Origin of the sequence: Rhodanobacter sp. MP1X3 (assembly GCF_014207165.1) — a bacterium.
Classification (GTDB): domain Bacteria; phylum Pseudomonadota; class Gammaproteobacteria; order Xanthomonadales; family Rhodanobacteraceae; genus Rhodanobacter.
This window is the reverse complement of record NZ_JACHCO010000005.1, coordinates 17,521-35,000: the sequence shown is the minus strand read 5'-3', so window position 1 is coordinate 35,000 and position 17,480 is coordinate 17,521. Positions and strand designations below refer to the sequence as shown.

Below are 17,480 nucleotides of genomic sequence, written 5' to 3'. Positions count from 1 at the left end.
GCGGCGGTTTACGGTGCAGCCCTTAAGCTGCCGTCGGCCATTCAGGGCGGCAACCTCGCTCCGTGCGGCACAATATCCCGATGCCAGCCCATGAATCTGCCGTACTTCGCGCACTGATCGACGATCGTTACAGTGATCTGATCGCCCGCTGTCGCGCTGCCAGCGTGCCTTTGCAGCACGATGACGGCGCCGCCGAACGCATCCGGCGCACGCTGATGGCCAGCGACTTTGCCTTCGACGTATGGTCACGTCAGCCAGAGCTGCTGTCGCCGCAGGGGCTGGAGCGCCTGCATTCCGTCAGCGCGGCAGACGCCCGTGTCGAGGATTTGAAACTGCCGGAGGATGAAGCTACCTGCCTCAAGGTATTGCGCCGTTTTCGCCACGCCGAGGCGCTGCGGCTGGTCTTTCGCGACGTCAATGGGCTGGATGAACTGCCCGAGACCCTGTCGGCGACCAGCGTTCTCTACGAAGTTCTGCTCGGCGTGGCGCTGGCGTGGTCCGAACGTGCGCTGGCCTCGCGTTACGGCTACAGCCGCGATCTGGACGGCGAACTGCAGCGCATGGTGGTGGTGGGTTTTGGCAAGCTCGGTGGTAGCGAGCTGAATTTTTCCTCCGACATTGATCTGGTACTGGCCTATCCGCAGGGCGGCCAGAGCGATGGCGCCCGCCCGCTCGACAACAGCGAGTATTTCGTGCGGCTTGGACGCCAGCTGGTGCGCCTGCTGAATGAGCCGACCATGGACGGCATCTGCGCGCGGGTCGATCTGCGCCTGCGGCCGTTCGGCAATGCTGGCCGGCTGGCGCTCTCGTTCGGTGCGATGGAGCAGTACTACCAGAGCGAAGGCCGCGACTGGGAGCGTTATGCCTGGATCAAGGCGCGTCCGGTGGCCGGTGATCGACTGGCCGGCAAACAGCTGGAGGAACTGTTGCGGCCGTTTGTCTATCGCAAATACCTCGATTACACCGCGTTTGCCGGCCTGCGCGAGATGAAGGCGCTGATCGATGCCGAGGTGGTGCGCAAGGATCTGGTCGATAACCTCAAGCTAGGCCCTGGCGGCATCCGCGAGATCGAGTTCATAGTGCAGCTGACCCAGCTGATCCGCGCTGGCCGCGAACCGAGCCTGCGCGTGCGCGGCCTGTTGCCTGCACTGGCCGAATGCGAGGCGCGTGGGCATATCGGCACAGCCCGCGCCTACCTGTTGCGCGATGCGTACATCTTGCTGCGCAAGGTTGAAAACCACGTGCAGATGCTGCGCGATGCGCAGACCCACGATATCCCCGAAGATGCACTCAGTCGCGAGCGCATCGCGCTGAGTCTCGACTATCCCGACTGGGAGGCGCTCGATGCTGCGTTGGCCGTGCACCGCAGTAACGTCAGCGAAGAATTCGCCGCCGTGCTTATGCCTAAGGGAGGGCGTGCTGCCATCGTGCCGGTGGCGGACCGGGTGTTGTGGCAAAAGGCGTGCGACGAGTCGCTCGACGCCGGCGCGCTTGAAGCTTCCGGCTTCTTGCCCGGTGGCGAACTGGCCGATGCCCTGTTGAAGCTGCCGCAGGCCGCCGCCGTGCGTTCGATGTCCGTGCGTTCGCGCGAGCAGCTCGATCATCTGATGCCGCAGTTGCTCGACGCCGCGCGACTCAGTGTCGCGCCGGTACCGTGCCTGTTGCGCCTGTGCCGATTGATGCAGGCGGTGGCGCGGCGCTCGTCCTATCTGGCCTTGCTGGAAGAGCAGCCCGGTGCGCGCAAGCGACTGGTGCAGCTGTTTGCCGACAGCGCGTTTCTGGCGGAGCGCGTGATCGCGCAGCCGCTGCTGCTGGATGACGTGCTCGATCCGCGCATCGATCAATTGCCGTTCAAGCGCGTCGACATCGTTGCCGAAATCACCCGCGTGCTGACCACGCTGGACGAGCGTGAAGCCGAGGCCGAGCTCGAACGCATCAACGAGTTCAAGGCATCCACGGCGTTCCGGCTAGGGCTGGCTTTCAACGATGGCCGCGTCGATGCCGTCGCCACGGCACGACGGCTGGCTACGCTCGCCGAATCGGTGGTCATTGCCGTCACCGCACTGTCCGAGCGCGAACTTATCGCACAGCATGGTCGTCTGCCGGGCACAGGCTCGGGTTTTGCCGTACTCGGCTACGGCAGTATGGGCGGCAAGGAGCTGGGCTTTGCGTCGGATCTGGATCTAGTGTTCGTCTACGACAGCCACCGCGCGCGGGTGATGAGCGATGGCGACCGCCCGCTGGAGGGTGTGCGTTGGTATCAGCGGCTGGCTCAGCGCGTGCTGAACTGGCTCACTGTGTTGACCCGCGCCGGTCGTCTTTACGAAGTCGATGCGCGGCTGCGCCCGGATGGTTCCAAGGGTTTGTTGGTCAGCAGTCTGGATACGTTTACTGCGTACCAAAAAAGTCGCGCATGGACGTGGGAGCACCAGGCGCTCCTGCGTGCGCGGCCGGTAGCGGGCGATGCGGCACTCAACGCGGATCTGGCCGAGGTGCGTTGCGACATTCTCTCGGCGCCACGCGACCGCGCGACGGTGCTCACCGAAGTCAGCAGCATGCGCCAGCGCTGGCGCGCCGAACGTGATCGCTCGGACAAGCGCCAGCTTGATCTAAAACAGGGACACGGTGGTTTGCTCGACATCGAATTTCTGCTGCAGGGGCTGGTGCTGGCGAATGCTTCGCAGCATCCCGAGCTGCTGGATGTCACCGCCAATGCCGGCATGATCGAGGCCTGCCGTGCCGCGGGATTGCTTGATGCCAATCAGGCGGCGATCCTGATCGTTGCCCACGCCGACCTGCTGCAGCGTTCGCTCACCTGCACGATGGATCTGCGCCCGCGGCTTGCGCCGCGCGATGCCGACTTGCAGCAAGTGTGTGCCGGTGTGCGGGAAGTAGCGGACATGTTGGGTTTCAGGTTCGACTGAAGTGAGCTTCGTTGAGATAGTCGCTTCGCGTGTGAAACATTGAGTGCCGAGACGTCATGACAACGCCTGTCGTGCCCGGATACGCCTGCACAGTTCGTCGGCCAAAGCAGAAGTCTCGCGCAACGGCAGCTGTAACGTAGGTGCACCGGCATCGATATCGTGTAGCAGGCCTGCATCGCGCAAGCCTGCATGAAAACGTTCGATCCGTGCCGGTAAAGCGGCAAGGGTGAAGGTGTGCACAGGACAGCCCACCGCGCATGCCTCGCTGAGCATGTTTACCGAGTCGGGTGTGACCACCAGACGGTCGGCCCAGCCGAGCACGCCGGGATAGGGATTGGTGCCGTCGTCAGGCCCGGCCCAGATCAGGCCGGGCACGGCTCGAAACGCCTGGCTGAAGATGTCGATCAGTGCCGGCGGGGTGCGTCGCGAGGCCAGTACCAAAAGGCTGCCGCCGTCCCGCTGATACCGCTCGAGCAGATGATGGGCCAGTTGGCGGGCGTAGTCGGCATCCAGGGTAATGCCTTTGCGCGGACCGCCCAGCAGCACGCCAACGCGCGGCTGAGGCAATTCGGCTAGTGCGGGGCAGGAGTCGCGGCCGTCTGCCAGCCAGCTGTCATCGATGGTGTTGAGTGAGCCCAGCGGCGTCAATACATTGGTGGCGCTGAGCTGATCGTGCAGTGGCGCAATCACGGTATCCCAATGGGGAGGACCGATCCGCGGATCGAGGATCTGCACGGTGTAGCACCGGCCGCGCGAAAGGCTGCGCAGTTGCCGGGTGAACAATGCTGCCGCGCGACCGCAGCCGATCGCCACGCTGGGCCATGGCGGCTCAAACAGCCTGCGCTGGTCTGGATGCAGCGCCAGAGGGCCACCGATGGAAAGCCTCGGCGCCAACCACGACCAGGGCGCCCGAGGTTCCAGTACCAGATGCCGCACCGGCAGGCCAAGTCGCTCGGCCAGCGCCAAGGCCTGACGCTGGTTGCCAGCCGCGCTGTCGGTAATTGCCCAGCATTCGCCGCGCAGTTTCAGCATGGTCGGCGGCGCGGCATTGTTTCCCCTGAGAGCACAGTACGTTCCTCAAGCCCATGATCTGTTGGTAACGGCACACATATACACTGAACATCTACCGCGCCGCGACGGCGCGCTATTACCGCAGAGGATACCGATGAGCCAGACGCTTTCCGAGGCCGCCCTCGACCAGTTGTTCCGCGAGGCCCGCACATTCAACGCATGGCTGCCCAAGAGTGTCAGCGACGAGCAACTGCATCAGTTGTATGACCTGACCAAGTTCGCCCCGACCAGCGCGAACTGTTCGCCCATGCGCGTGGTGTTCGTGAAGTCGAAAGAGGCCAAGGAAAAGCTGGCACCGTTCCTGTCCGAAGCCAATCGGGCCAAGACGCTGGAAGCGCCGGTGACGGCCATCATCGGCAGCGACCAGACGTTCTATGAAAAACTGCCGAAGCTCTTCCCGCATGCCGATGCGCGCAGCTGGTTCGTCGGCAACCAGGCGATGATCGACGCCACGGCATTCCGCAATTCCAGTTTGCAGGGCGCGTATCTGCTGCTGGCAGCGCGTTCGCTGGGTCTGGACTGCGGTGCCATGTCGGGTTACGACCAGGCCGGCGTCGATGCGGCCTTTTTTGCGGGTACGCCGATCAAATCGAACTTCCTGATCAATATCGGTTACGGCGACGCCAGCCGTAACCTGTTTGCCCGCAGCCCTCGACTCACGTTTGATGAAGCGTGCACGATCGCCTGATTGGGTAGTTTCACTCGATTGCCGCAAGGGATCGTCAGCTCCTGTCGTTGAACATATCGTTTTAACCTCGCTCGTCCTCACATCACTCCCACGGAGATTCACCATGCGCGCACTTCGTTTTCTCGCCATTGCCGGTTTGCTCGGCGCTGCTGTGTCGTCGGTGCAGGCCGCGCCGGTTACCTATCAGCTCGACCCTGGCCATACGATGGTGCTGTTTACCTGGAACCATTTCGGGTTTTCCAACCCGACCGCCAACCTGTCGCTGGGCAGCGGCAGCTTGGTGTTCGATGACAAGCAGCCGTCCAAGTCCACGGTCGAAGTGACCCTGCCGCTGGCCAATCTCGACACGCATGTCAGCGCCCTCGACACGCACCTGAAGGAGCCGGATTTCTTCGATGCCAGCAAGTACCCGACCGTGACGTTCAAGAGCACCAAGGTGCAGCCGCTGGGCGGCGACAAGTTCAAGGTCACCGGTGATCTGACGGTACACGGCGTGACCAAGTCCGTGGTGCTGGACGCCAAGCTCAACAAGAGCGGCGTACACCCGATGACCAAGGCGCAGTCGATCGGTTTCGATGCCACCGGCAGCCTGAAGCGTTCGGACTTCGGCGTGGGCGCGTATGTGCCGAACGTCAGCGACGAGATCAAGATTCACATCACGACCGAGGGCTCGGTGCCAAAAACCGACGCTGCCGCCGCCAAGTAAGCAGAGCAGCTGACCCGAAAACCCGCGCTGGCGACAGTGCGGGTTTTTCATGCCTGCTGTGCGGCCGCCTCCGGCAGGAGCGTTGCAGCCTGTTACCATGCGCCCATTAGCCTTATTGCTCGGAGCCCTTCCATGTCGCGCCCTGTTTCTGCCGTGCCGCTGGTGCCGGCAAATGCCGAAAATCGTTACGAAGTGACGCGCGCGGACCTGCCGCTGTCATGTCCCATGCCTGGCATGGAATTGTGGAATTCGCATCCGAAGGTCTATCTGCCTATCGTCGGTGACGACGGAGAGTCTGTCTGCGCCTACTGTGGCGCCAGATACGTGCTGCGCGACTGATCGCCTGCATTACTCGGCGGCACCTGACGGCACTGTTTTTGCTTCACATAACGGATGAAAGCCATCAGCCCAGAGTTCATGTCCAGCGCTGCCGCACCCACGAAACTGTTGACCGTCGTTCAACTGATTCCCCGGTTGCACGCGGGTGGGGCGGAGCGTTCGACCCTGGAAATCGCACGTGCACTGGTGCAGGCTGGTCATCGTTCGGTCGTGGTCTCGGCCGGTGGCCGCATGGTCGAGCAGCTGCAGGCTGAGGGCAGCGAGCACATCACGCTGGATGTTGCACGCAAGTCACTGAGTACGTTGGGCCGCTTGGGGACCTTGCGAAAGTTGCTCCGCGAGATCAAGCCCGACATCGTTCATGCCCGCTCGCGGCTGCCGGCGTGGCTGGGTTGGTGGGCCATCAAGAGCCTGACGCCACGGCCTCATTTCATCACTACCGTGCATGGCCTCAACTCGCCCGGTCGCTACAGCGCGATTCTGCTGCGCGGCGAAAAAGTGATTGCGGTCTCCCAAACGCTGCGTGATTACGTGCTGAGTCATTATCGCTGGCTGGAGTCGAGCAGGGTGCGGGTGATTCCGCGTGGAATCGATCCAGCGGCGTTTCCCTACGGTCATCGACCGGATGATGCGTGGACGAAAGCGTTTTTTGCCGAGTACCCGGCGCTGGCCGGAGCACCGCTATTGACGCTTCCCGCCCGCGGTACGCGCTTGAAAGGCCATCATGATGCGATCGAGCTGATCGCCGATCTCAAGCGCCGTGGTATCGAGGCACGCCTGCTGTTGCTTGGTGTGGTTGAGCCGGGTCGGGAAGCCTATCTGGCGGAGTTGCAGGAGCTGATCCGCGTGCGCGGTATCACCTCGCAAGTCGTACTTACGCCGTCGCGGAGTGACGTTCGTGACATTTATGCCGTATCTACGCTGGTGCTGCAGCTGTCAAACAAACCCGAGTCGTTCGGTCGCACGGTCATCGAGGCGTTGTCGTTGTGCCGGCCAGTGCTGGGCTACGCACACGGCGGCGTCGGTGAACTGCTGGCGGAACTCTATCCGGCCGGTCGCGTGCCACCCGGTGATCGCGAGCGACTGGTGGATCGGGCGGCGGAACTGCTTCGGGTGGCGCCTCCGATTCCACCGCTGCAAAGCTACCGCCTGGTTGATATGCAAGAGGCCACACTGGCGCTGTACGCACAAGTCACCAGTAGCTGAGTTCGGCTCGCGAACCTTCGCTCGCCTACAATGCGGAATCGTATTCGTCGCGGCGGCTGCATGATCTCCATTGGCTCCTCGCTTAAGGCTGTATTGCGTTCGCCGCTATTGCCGTTCTGGCTGGTGGTCGCTCTATTGCCGTTTGGTCGCAGTTCGGAGCTGGGAACGGTTCTATGCCTGCTCGGCGTGATCCTGCTGTTCGCGCGGTATCCTCGGGCGCTGCAGGAACATGCCGGCGCGCAATTGCTGCTGTGGCTGCTGGCCGCCTATGTGGGAGCAGCACTGCTGTCCACCTTTGATTCCATCGTTCCCGGTAAAAGTTGGGGTACCGTAGCGGCGATTTTGCGTTATGTACCGTTGGGGCTGTATGCGTGCTTTGCGATTCGGCGAGAAGACAAGTTGCAGGCGCTCTACGACGGCATCGCGCTGGTACTGGCTGTTTGGGCGGCCGACGCCTGGGTTCAGGCGCTGACTGGGTGGAGCCTGGGCGGACACGCCCAGGCCGAGCGCATCTCCGGCATTTTTGGCGCCACCAATCTCAAGCTGGGTCCAACGCTGGCGGTGCTCTCCCCGTTCGCGTTGTGGGCTGCGTCGCGCCGATGGGGTTTGCCAGGCTTGCTGCTTGCTTTCGGCTTTCTGCTGGGTCCGGTGCTATTGGCGGGTTCACGCGCGGCGTGGCTTTGCTACGTCCTGGTGGCGTTGGCGTTTGTCTGGCGCGAGGCAAGAACACCGGGGCGATTTATCGGATTCTGCGCGATCGGCGTCATCGTGTTGGCGCTCGCGGCCGGCCTCGCATGGAAAACTTCCGGACGCTTCCACGACCGCATGGATCTGACCATGCTTGCATTGCGCGGAAACAGCCAGTCCGTGGATACCGCGCTCAGCGGTCGGCTGGATATCTGGCACGCCAGTGCTGAGATGATTGCAGCGCATCCGATCAACGGTGTGGGTGTGCGCGGCTTCCGTTATGCCTATCCGCACTACGCGCCGGCTAACGACCATTTTGTCGTCGCTGAAGCATGCGGTGATGGTGAAGGTGCCTGTCATCCACACCAGCTGATACTGGAAATACTCACCGAAACTGGCGCTATCGGTTTGCTGCTTTGGTTGGCCGCGACTTTTCTGGCTTTCCGTGCCTGGCGACGGGTCGGATCTAGCGCGCGCTCGCGCGCGTTCCCTGCGACGGTAGCCTTGGGCGTGATGCTGTTTCCATTGAATACCCATTTGGCCTTCTATTCGGCATGGTGGGGTTTACTGTTCGGATGGCTTTTAGGTCTGTGGTGCGCAGCGATGTTTGTCGAACCGACCATCGCCGAGAGCCATGCAGATATGGAGAATGTCCGTGCTGCGTGAGCCTCTGTCGGTTGTCGTTATCACGTTCAACAACGCCGATACGCTGGATGCCTGTCTGCGCGAGGTTGATTGGGCGGAGGAGATCGTGGTTTTCGACTCGGGTTCCACTGACGGCACCATCAGCATCGCCAAAAGCCATGGTGCGCGTGTGGCGGAGCATCCGTTCGATGACTACGGTCCGCAGAAGCAGCGGGCATATGACATGGCCAGCCATGACTGGATTCTCAATCTGGACGCTGACGAGATTCTTTCGCCTGGGACGCGCGAGGTGATCGAGGCGGCCCTGGTTGTCCCGCGCCATGCCGGCTTTCGCCTGCCGCGCCGGGAACGCATGTTCTGGACTGTGCAACACCGCTTGAGTTGGCGTAACGGCCACCTGCGTTTATTCGATCGCCGCCGAGGCGGCATGAATGATGTCGAGGTCCATTCAGCGGTTGAAGTCAGGGGCCCGGTAAAAACCTTGTACAAGGCAGACTTCGTCAATAATGGCGATGGCGACATTGCCACTCGCGTCGAAAAAATCAACCGCTACACCACCGGCATGGTGGCGTACAAACTACGCAAGCGGCAGCGGTTTACGGGGATTCGCATGGTGGCTTATCCGCCGTTGTTTTTCCTGCGCCAGTACGTGGGAAAACGTTATTTTCTCAACGGCTGGGCTGGCTTCATCGCCAGCGTCACGGGTGCGTTCTATGCGTTCTTGAAGTACGCAAAACTTCATGAGGCTCGGCAAAGCGCTCGATCGCGCACGCCGAAACATTAGACTTGTACAAATCAATTCAGAGCGGCGCGGTCGCTCTGTTTTCACGCGCGCCGGATCTCACTACCTCGGTAGTCAGTAGTTTTGAGAACGCTTCGGCGATCACGATTGCACCGAAATTATCAGCGATGAAATCACGCGAAGCAGAACGCATTTTCAGCTGACTGTCCGGATCGCTCAATCGCAAGATGGAATCTTTCCACGCCTGTACGTCAGTCGGCGGCAGCAGCCATCCAGTAGTGCCATGCGACATGGTCTCGGGCACGCCGCCAATATCGCTTCCCAATACCGGCACGCCGCTGGCCTGCGCTTCTACCGCCACGCGCCCAAAGGTTTCTGGCAGTTTTGATGGGAATGCCAGCATGGAAATGGCGTTGTAGTAGGCATGCACATCCTCCTTCCACCCAGTGAAGTGGTGTCGATGAGCCGTGCCGGGATTGAGCGCGATGCGCTCACGCAGAAGTGCCGAATCAGGGCCGTCACCGACCCAAAGGCAATGTAGCTTTGGCTCGTCGCGCATCGCTGAGCTGGCGGCCTCGAGCAGTGTAAAGATACCTTTGCCATCGCTCATGCGGCCAAAGTAGCCAACCACGATCGCTTCATCGGGAATGTCGAGTTCACGTCGGACACGGGTGCGTTGATCGGTATCTGGCTTGTACACATCCATGTTGACCGGGTTGTACAGGATCTGCACCAGTTGGGCGGGAATGCCGCTGTCGAGGTAAGCCTGCCTCGCATATTTCGAAACGGCGAAAAACCGATCCGCCAGTCGCGGCAGAAAATAGCCCGAGACACGGCTCATGGCTGGGGTGCGATGTCGAAACAGTGCCACTTTCACCCCGAGCAGCCAGCCGCAAAGGATCAGCGGCCAGTACTCCTTGCCAAAATTGCCGACGAGCCAGTCCGGTCGCTGCTGCTTTGCGGCCGCAAACACGGCGCGGTAACCGCGCAGATCGAAGATGTTGCGGAACTTGGCGTGGTGCAGGCGTACATTGGATTGCGCAAGACCGTGCGAAATCAGGCCGTCCGGATAGACGATGGCGCTGACGTCGTGGCCGGCTCCCGCCATGGCCTGTGCCAGAGCCACGAAATGGGTAGCCGCTCCGGTGTGTTCCGGATTGGTGCCGACGAACAGGAATTTCATCGCCGTCTATCCTCGTAGCCGGAAAATACCTTCATGGCGAATTGCGGCAGCAGATGGTGCCGGGCGATCTGCATGCGCGGCAGCCGCCAGAGGTCGTCGCCGACAACGGCGCGGCCGCGGTGCGTGGTGGTCGCCGCGCTGAAGCCGGCTTCGCGTGTCGCTGCGACCACGCGTTCGTTCTCGTCACCATAGGGATAGCAGAACTGGGTCACCTCGTTGCCGAGGCTGTCCTCCAGCTCACCCTTGCAGCCTTGTATTTCACTGCGCAGCTGGGCTTCATCGCATTGGGTGAGTCGCGGATGCGAGCGTGTGTGCGCACCGACCTCCATGCCGCCGTCCTGCCACTCGCGCAGTTGCTTGGTGGTCATCAGGCGCTTCTGGATACCCAGGCGCTGATCGTCCCAGCTGTTGTATCGACCGATCTGGCCGCTGACGACGTAGCACGTGGCGCTGAAACCGTACTTCTGAAGCACGGGCATGGCCGACTGCACGTTGTCCGCATAACCATCGTCCAGCGTGATCACGGCTATCCGCCCGCTCTTTTCGCCGCGCAGATACGGTTCGGCCGCCGTTACTGACAGCCCGGTATATCCGCATCGATGCAACAGCCACATTTGCCGCGCGAACGCCCCCGGACTGACGTACAGGCTGCGGTAGACCTTCAGGTCGCGTGGCGCCGACGCGATGTTGTGATACATCAGGATCGGGATGGCCGCGGTGCGTGGCGTAGCTGTTTGAGTCATGGGCAGGCGGTCTTCCTTGAGCAGCCTGGCTGTGCGTTTGCCGTTATTTGGCGGGGTTGTTCCAGGCGATGCGCGATTCTCGAGCGGCTTCCTGTCGCCAATCTGTCGCGAATCAATAGATCGTTGGCTGCCCTTCAGGTCGACTCTTGAAGCGCTTGTGCGCCCACAGATACTGCTCGGGTGCCTCGCGCACCATTTGTTCGATGCAGCCATTCACCCGTGCCGTGTCGGACAGGGCATCGGTACTCGGGAAGTTATCCAGCGCAGCCCCAAGACGCAGGACGTAGCCCCCATTATTCGGTAGCCGCCGATGAAAGAAGGGAATCACCACGGCACCAGACATACGTGCCAGATGATGGGTCGCGGTAATGGTGGCCGCAGGTATGCCGAAGAACGGCACAAACACACTGTCCTTGCTGCGCATGTCCTGATCGGGTGCGTACCAGACCGTGCCACCGCTGCGCAGGTATTTCACTGTGCCGCGTAAATCATCCTTGTCGAACATCGTGGTGGCGTAATCGAGTCGGGCACGCAGTACCGCCCATTCGAAGATAGTCGAATCCATTTTTCGGTACATGCCAGAAATGCGTATGCGCTGGGAGACCAGTCGCGCGCACAGTTCCAGGTGTGAAAAGTGGCCACCGACCAGCAATACTCCCTGGCCGTTGGTGCGAGCCTGTTCCAGATGTTCCAATCCCTCGATGACGATGGGAATGCTTGCGATCTTTTTCTCGCTACCCATCCAGCCAAGCGCAAACTCAACCAGCATCAGACCAAGGTCGCGCAGGTTGCTGTCGACTAGTTTGCGGCGCGCGGCCTTATCCAGCTCCGGAAAACAGAGCGCGATATTGGTTTCGGCGATGTCTCGTCGTGCCGAAGGTACCCGCAATATCAGCCCGCCCAGACGTCGACCCAGCCAAAGCAGCGCTGCATACGGCAACTGTGCGATCAACCAGACCACACCAAGGCCAAGCCAGGTGGCCCAGTGGCGCGGTGCAAGTAATGAGCGGGTAAAAACGGGTCGGGGCATGCCGGGCATCGTTCGCATTGTAGCGGGCGGCCCTCGATCCGGCTTGGTTGGTTTGCTGTCGTTATACTCGAACGTTGATTTATCGGCCGATGGGTGAAATACCTTGCTGCGCTTTCTGTACACCATCGCGATGTACCTGGCTACGCCACTTCTGGTGCTGCGGCTTCTGGCACGTGGCGTGCGTTCGCGTCCCTATCACCGGCGCTGGCCGGAGCGCTTTGGCTTCTTCGAGGCGCCGGGGGGCAGCGGCAGCCTTTGGATCCATGCCGTATCGGTGGGTGAGGTCAACGCAGCCGAACCTTTGATCAAGGCGTTGCAAAGAGATTATCCAAACGCACCGTTGGTGATTACGACGGTGACCCCCACGGGTACTGCCCGAGTCCATCAGCTGTTTGGCGATAGCGTGTTCCATGTCTATCTGCCGTATGACCTGCCGTTTTCGGTGAACCGTTTCATGCAGCGCGTGCGGCCACAGCTTGCGCTGATCGTGGAAACCGAAATTTGGCCAAACCTTTACTTTGCGTGTCGCAAACGCGGCATACCGCTGATGATCGTCAACGCGCGGTTGTCGGAGCGCTCACTGCGTGGCTACAAGCCGATGCGCAGTCTGGTGCGTTCATCATTGCGCTGCGTTAGGCAGATTGCTGCGCAGTCACGCACCGATGCCGCTCGCTATCGACTGCTGGGTGCGGATCCGCGGCAGATGGTGGTCACGGGCAATATGAAGTTCGACATGCCGATACCCTGCGGTGCCGTGAGTGACGGCGCGGCGATGCGCGAACACTGGGGTGCGCGGCGGCCGGTGTGGATGGCGGCCAGCACCCATGAAGGCGAGGAGCTGGCCATCCTGCAGGCGCACCTTGAGGTACTCAAGCGGTTGCCCGATGCGCTGCTGTTGCTGGCGCCGCGCCATCCGGAGCGATTCCGCATGGTCGAGCAGTCCGTGCGCAGCCTGGGTTTCACGGTGGCCAGTTACAGCGTCGACGGTTTGCCGTTGCCGATGCATCAGGTATTCGTGATCGACGCGATGGGGCGGCTGATGCCGTTCTTTGCGGCCTCCGAAGTTGCTTTCGTCGGCGGTAGCCTGGTGCCTATTGGTGGACACAATGTGCTGGAGCCCGCGGCATTGTCGATACCGGTGCTGGTGGGGCCGTACACGTTCAATTTTGAAGAGATCACGCTCAGCCTGATGCAGCAGGGCGGTGCGGAGCGCGTGGCAAGCAATGAAGCGCTCGGGCCAGACGTACTCGCATTACTTCTGGATCCGGCCAAACGCGAACGGATGGGACAATCGGCGCAAAAGGTTTTTGATCGCGAGCGCGGTGCGGTGCACCGAATCATGCAGATGATCGACACGTTGTTGCAGGAGTAGTTGCCAGAAAGTAGTTGCAGCCTCAGGCAAAAAAAACGGGCCGTGCGGCCCGTTTTTTACAGCTGACGTAGCAGCTTTTACTGCAAGAGCACGTTGGCCGCCTCGATGTCCTTGTACTCGACCCTGCCAGTGGAGTACCTCAGATTCAGTTTGTCCAAAACAAACTGATGCCGCGCCTGCGAATAGTTATTTTGTGCTGACGTCAGTGTCTGGATGGCATTCAATACGTCGATGATGGTTTGCGTGCCGACGTTGAATCCGGCGCGGGTGGCGTCCAACGCCTTTTGCCCGGATTCCACGGCGGACTTGCCCGATCGAACTTCTTCGATGTCGGCCAGTACGGAGCGGTAGTAGTTCAGCGTAGTCCGAACCACCAGCCGGCGCTCTGACTCCAGTGAATCCTGCGCGGCGTCACGCTCGTAGATGGACTGGCGAACGCGGGATTGCACGGCACCGCCGGAGAAAATCGGTACTGACAGCGTCACGCCGATCGTGTTGCCGAAGCGACCGTTGCCGGAAATTGCCGCTGCGCTTCCATTTTGCAGCCAGTCGGTTGTCTTCGATCGGCTCGCAGTGGCATTGATGGTCGGCAGGTGGCCGGCCCGTGCAGCAGTGATGTCGTGTTCGGCAGCCGTGACGCTGTACTGCTGTGACAATATGCTCGGGTTGTATTTAATCGCGTCCTGCACCCATGCGTTGGGATCAGCGGGTACGGGCGGATCCAGCGGCAGATCATCGCGCAGTTTCTTCAGATCGCCGACCGGCTGGCCGGTGATCTGGGTCAGCGCCTCGCGTGCATCGCTGAGGGTGTTCTGGGCGGTAATGGTTTGCGCCTTGGCGGCTTCATAGGCGGCTTTCGCCTGGTAAGCGCCGGTGATCGCCGCGATACCTGCCTTGTACTGCGCATCCGCCTGATCGTATTGCTTTTTAAAGGCGTCTTCGTTGGCCTTTGCGAAGGTCAGCGCGTCCTCGTCAGTCAATATGCCGAAATAAGCCGTGGAGACGCGCACATACAAGTCTTGTACAGCGGACTGGTAGGTCTGCTCCCCGGCATCTGCGGTGGAGTGGGCAGCCTTCAGGTCGGCAATCTTGCTGAAATCGAATATGACCTGGTCGATCTGGCCGGACAGACTGCGCGCGCGCTCGTGACCACTGTTGGAGGTGCCGCCAACGCTGCTGTCTGAGAATGGGCCGGTGCAGGTATACGTTCCGGTTCCCGCAGCGATGCCATTGCAGAGATAGTCAGTATCCGATGCACTACTGCTCGAGCTACTGCTGCTTCCACCGCTCGACTGGGTAAGTCCAAGGCTGGCCGATATCTGCGGCAGCAGTAAAGCCCGAGCCTGGGGTACACCTTCACGAGTCGATAGGTTAGTCGCGTCAGCCTGTTGCAGCACAGGATCGTTGGCACGTGCTTGACGATAGGCGTCCAGCAGATCCTCGCCGTGACTAGGCAGCGAAATGGCGGCGAGAGCCAACGCCAAGGTGAGCAGCTTCAAACGCATGGAGTGCCTCGTGGGGAATCGGTCGGGAGCAGGATCAAAAGACGAAACGCTTCAGCGGTTCGGCATGGGTCAGATAAGGCAGATCGGTTTCAAAAAGCGTTTCTTCACGGTAGCGACCTGCGCCTTCGTGTGTCAGCAAAGTGGCGTGTTGCACGGGCGATTGGCCGCGCACAATCAGCGCGCGGGCATCGGTCTTCAACCAGGTCAGCCAGCGTGCCGGGATCGATGAGACGGCGCCGGTTACCACAAGCACATCGAACAGCTCGTTCGGCTGCCAGCCGTCAACCGCTTCGCCCGTAACAAGACTAGTGTTGGTGAAACCTGCGTCTTGCAGTCGCTTGGTCGCGGCCACGGTGAAGTCGGCATGGATGTCCACGCTGGTGACCTTGGCTGACAAGCTGGCGAGGCAGGCGGTAAGAAAGCCGGAACCAGTGCCAATTTCAAGCACGTGGTCGGTCGGCTGTAAATCCAGCGCCTGCAGCACGCGGCCTTCGACCACCGGTTTCATCATCACTTCGCCGTGTCCCAGCGGTAGACAGAGGTCGGCGAATGCCAGTTGGCGGTGCGCCGCAGCAACAAAATCTTCGCGATGCACGTTGCCGATCACGTCAAGCACGCGGCCATCCAGCACTTCCCAGGGACGTACCTGGTTTTCCACCATGTTCAAGCGCGCTTGATCGAAATTCATTGCCATCTTGCTTATGTCCCGTGCCGATCAAATGAGGTGGAATAAGGATAAATGTTCGAACGCGAGTCCGACAATGCAGGCAAGACACAGGTCACAGCCTGCCGGTTGTGTCACAGCCTTCGAAGTGCCGGAAGTCACCGCAAGCTACTGACGCCCGTCACATGGCTCGTGGCTCGTGGCTCGAAGGCTGAACGAATCCTTCAACAGCTTCATGAACGCTTTCACTCAGGTCATTTGGAAAATAATTGAACCGCTGCGTATAATAAAGCTCGAATCATCATTTGTGAAGGTGCGGGCATGAGCATCAGCGCGCAAATCAGACCTCAGGGGCCGGGCCGCCCGAAGGACATGGAGAAGCGTGCGGCGATTCTTGCCGCCGCGAAGGCGTTGTTCATTAGCAATGCCTTTGCCGGAACCAGCATGGATGCGATCGCCGCGGATGCTGGCGTGTCCAAACTCACCGTGTACAGCCATTTCGGTGACAAGGACAACCTTTTTCGCGAAGTGATTCGCTCCCGCGTGCAGGATTGGCTGCCGGAAGAGATTTATGCATACGACCCGCGCATCGATATCAGCGAAACTCTGAAAAAAATTTCCCACGCGCACATGCAAATTGACTGCGAAAAGGAAAGCGTGGGTACCTTCCGCGCCATCCTCAGCGACTGCCGGCAAGGCAATCCTCGCTACGGCAAACTGCTGTGGGAAGAAGGCCCGGCGCGCACTCACCGCCTGATGGAGCAGCTGCTGCAGCATGCGGTTGACGATGGTGTCCTGGATATCCCGTGCGTCAAGACGGCGAGCATTCAATTCATTTCGCTGATCAAGGGCGACCTGCTGCTTCGCCGGCTGTGCGCTTGCGATGAATGCCCGGACACTGCGGCGGCGGAAATCGAAACCATGGCGCGTGCTGGCGTGGTTACTTTCTTGCGTGCCTATCGCGTTCGCTGAGATTACGTAATTTGCCGGCACTTTGTGACAGTCGCTTTGGAGCAAGGTGTTACTGGTCATCCTGACCTTAAGTTGTAACACCGCCATCACGCCGGCGACAGAAAGGGCGCTGCCGCCTTCGCGGCTATCTGGTCCAAACTGCACGCGCCCCGACAAATTGTTGGCAGAACCCGCTGAGCCAAAGCTCAGCTGCCCGAGCCCTCGGGCGAATCTTGTCTTGCTCCAGGATCGCTGGATGCACAGATACATGCTGTGATTACGTCAGCCATACGCAGCCGCCTTCACTTGGCTTTTCCATGCGCGTTCTTAGGCTGTGGCGACTCGGTGGTATCGACGATTGTTCAAGTCGGTACTTTCCACGTATCGCAAATCACGCACTTCAGGAGAGCAAGCCATGGCCAAGGCCAAGCCGTTCGTCACCGACATTGAAAACATTCGCAAGCGCGCGCGAAAGGATATTGAGCAAGGCGCGATGACTGCAGGTTACAGCGCAGACCGCGCTACTGTGGTGAAGCTGCTCAACCATGCGCTGGCGACCGAACTGGTTTGCGTGTTGCGTTACAAATACCACTACTACATGGCGTCGGGCATCAATTCGCAGAGCGTGAAGTCCGAGTTTCTTGAGCACGCGAACGAGGAACAAGGCCATGCTGACCTGATCGCCGAACGTATCACCCAGCTCGACGGCAAGCCGAACCTTTCCCCCGAGGGCATGCTCAGCCGCAGCCATGCGGATTATGTTGAAGGAGTCGATCTGGTCGACATGATTAAGGAAGACCTGGTTGCCGAACGCATCGCGATCGACAGCTACCGCGAAATCATCGACTACGTCGGCACGGATGATCCGACCACACGCCGTATGCTGGAAGGCATTCTGGCGATGGAGGAAGAGCACGCCGAGGACATGAACACGTTGCTGGAGCAACTGGGCAAGAAGGGCGAGCCGGCCAAGCCGGCGCCAGGCAAAAGGCCTATTGCCAAGGCCAGCTAGCTGGAGAAATAA

General features: G+C 60.6%; 16 protein-coding genes. 10 read left to right on the top strand and 6 right to left on the bottom strand.

Annotated features, from left to right (window positions below; translation table 11 throughout):
- Positions 1-80: 80 nt before the first annotated feature.
- Positions 81-2,924 (top strand): bifunctional [glutamate--ammonia ligase]-adenylyl-L-tyrosine phosphorylase/[glutamate--ammonia-ligase] adenylyltransferase, encoded by a 2,844-nt coding sequence (gene glnE / locus HDE79_RS13925; RefSeq protein WP_184602591.1) that lies wholly within the window; start codon positions 81-83, stop codon positions 2,922-2,924.
- Between the two features lie 54 nt (positions 2,925-2,978).
- Here glnE and HDE79_RS13920 read toward each other — a convergent pair whose 3' ends face one another.
- Positions 2,979-3,956, bottom strand: coding sequence for a mitochondrial fission ELM1 family protein (locus HDE79_RS13920; RefSeq protein ID WP_184602590.1), 978 nt, complete (start codon positions 3,954-3,956; stop codon positions 2,979-2,981).
- 133 nt (positions 3,957-4,089) lie between these two features.
- Here HDE79_RS13920 and HDE79_RS13915 point away from each other — a divergent pair, with 133 nt between their 5' ends.
- The 6 genes from HDE79_RS13915 (at position 4,090) to HDE79_RS13890 (ending at position 9,050) form a co-directional block, all read left to right on the top strand.
- Positions 4,090-4,683, top strand: a complete 594-nt coding sequence (locus HDE79_RS13915) for a malonic semialdehyde reductase (RefSeq protein ID WP_184602589.1) — start codon at positions 4,090-4,092, stop codon at positions 4,681-4,683.
- Positions 4,684-4,786: 103 nt separating this feature from the next.
- Positions 4,787-5,389 (top strand): YceI family protein, encoded by a 603-nt coding sequence (locus tag HDE79_RS13910; RefSeq protein WP_184602588.1) that lies wholly within the window; start codon positions 4,787-4,789, stop codon positions 5,387-5,389.
- A gap of 132 nt (positions 5,390-5,521) precedes the next feature.
- Positions 5,522-5,728 (top strand): zinc-finger domain-containing protein, encoded by a 207-nt coding sequence (locus tag HDE79_RS13905; protein WP_184602587.1) that lies wholly within the window; start codon positions 5,522-5,524, stop codon positions 5,726-5,728.
- A 78-nt stretch (positions 5,729-5,806) separates the two neighbouring features.
- Positions 5,807-6,934, top strand: a complete 1,128-nt coding sequence (locus HDE79_RS13900; RefSeq protein WP_184603025.1) for a glycosyltransferase — start codon at positions 5,807-5,809, stop codon at positions 6,932-6,934.
- 60 nt (positions 6,935-6,994) lie between these two features.
- Positions 6,995-8,287, top strand: a complete 1,293-nt coding sequence (locus HDE79_RS13895; RefSeq protein WP_184602586.1) for an O-antigen ligase family protein — start codon at positions 6,995-6,997, stop codon at positions 8,285-8,287.
- A complete protein-coding gene (locus HDE79_RS13890; protein ID WP_184602585.1) occupies positions 8,277-9,050 on the top strand; it encodes a glycosyltransferase family 2 protein in 774 nt (257 codons plus the stop codon). The genes HDE79_RS13895 and HDE79_RS13890 overlap by 11 nt, the downstream gene beginning before the upstream one ends.
- Positions 9,051-9,066: 16 nt before the next feature.
- On the opposite strand, the gene HDE79_RS13885 is transcribed toward HDE79_RS13890, so the two are convergent.
- From HDE79_RS13885 to lpxL, 3 genes are all read right to left on the bottom strand, one after another.
- Positions 9,067-10,191: a glycosyltransferase family 4 protein gene (locus HDE79_RS13885; protein ID WP_184602584.1), complete on the bottom strand. Its 1,125-nt coding sequence runs from the start codon at positions 10,189-10,191 to the stop codon at positions 9,067-9,069.
- Positions 10,188-10,934 carry a polysaccharide deacetylase family protein gene (locus HDE79_RS13880; protein ID WP_255488420.1) on the bottom strand — a complete coding sequence of 249 codons (747 nt, stop codon included), beginning with the start codon at positions 10,932-10,934 and terminating at the stop codon, positions 10,188-10,190. The genes HDE79_RS13885 and HDE79_RS13880 overlap by 4 nt, the downstream gene beginning before the upstream one ends.
- Before the next feature lie 112 nt (positions 10,935-11,046).
- Entirely contained in the window at positions 11,047-11,964 is a 918-nt protein-coding gene (gene lpxL, locus HDE79_RS13875) for an LpxL/LpxP family Kdo(2)-lipid IV(A) lauroyl/palmitoleoyl acyltransferase (RefSeq protein ID WP_255488419.1), read from the bottom strand.
- Positions 11,965-12,070: 106 nt separating this feature from the next.
- On the opposite strand from lpxL, the gene waaA reads away from it, so the two are divergent.
- A complete protein-coding gene (waaA, locus tag HDE79_RS13870; protein ID WP_184603021.1) occupies positions 12,071-13,336 on the top strand; it encodes a lipid IV(A) 3-deoxy-D-manno-octulosonic acid transferase in 1,266 nt (421 codons plus the stop codon).
- 77 nt (positions 13,337-13,413) lie between these two features.
- On the opposite strand, the gene HDE79_RS13865 is transcribed toward waaA, so the two are convergent.
- A complete protein-coding gene (locus HDE79_RS13865) occupies positions 13,414-14,841 on the bottom strand; it encodes a TolC family outer membrane protein (protein WP_184602582.1) in 1,428 nt (475 codons plus the stop codon).
- 34 nt (positions 14,842-14,875) lie between these two features.
- Complete coding sequence (locus tag HDE79_RS13860) at positions 14,876-15,535, bottom strand: protein-L-isoaspartate O-methyltransferase (protein ID WP_184602581.1); 660 nt, start codon at positions 15,533-15,535, stop codon at positions 14,876-14,878.
- Between the two features lie 291 nt (positions 15,536-15,826).
- On the opposite strand from HDE79_RS13860, the gene HDE79_RS13855 reads away from it, so the two are divergent.
- Both HDE79_RS13855 and HDE79_RS13850 read left to right on the top strand, forming a co-directional pair.
- Entirely contained in the window at positions 15,827-16,477 is a 651-nt protein-coding gene (locus tag HDE79_RS13855; RefSeq protein WP_255484061.1) for a TetR/AcrR family transcriptional regulator, read from the top strand.
- A gap of 394 nt (positions 16,478-16,871) precedes the next feature.
- Positions 16,872-17,468 (top strand): ferritin-like domain-containing protein, encoded by a 597-nt coding sequence (locus HDE79_RS13850; protein ID WP_184602580.1) that lies wholly within the window; start codon positions 16,872-16,874, stop codon positions 17,466-17,468.
- Positions 17,469-17,480 lie beyond the last annotated feature (12 nt).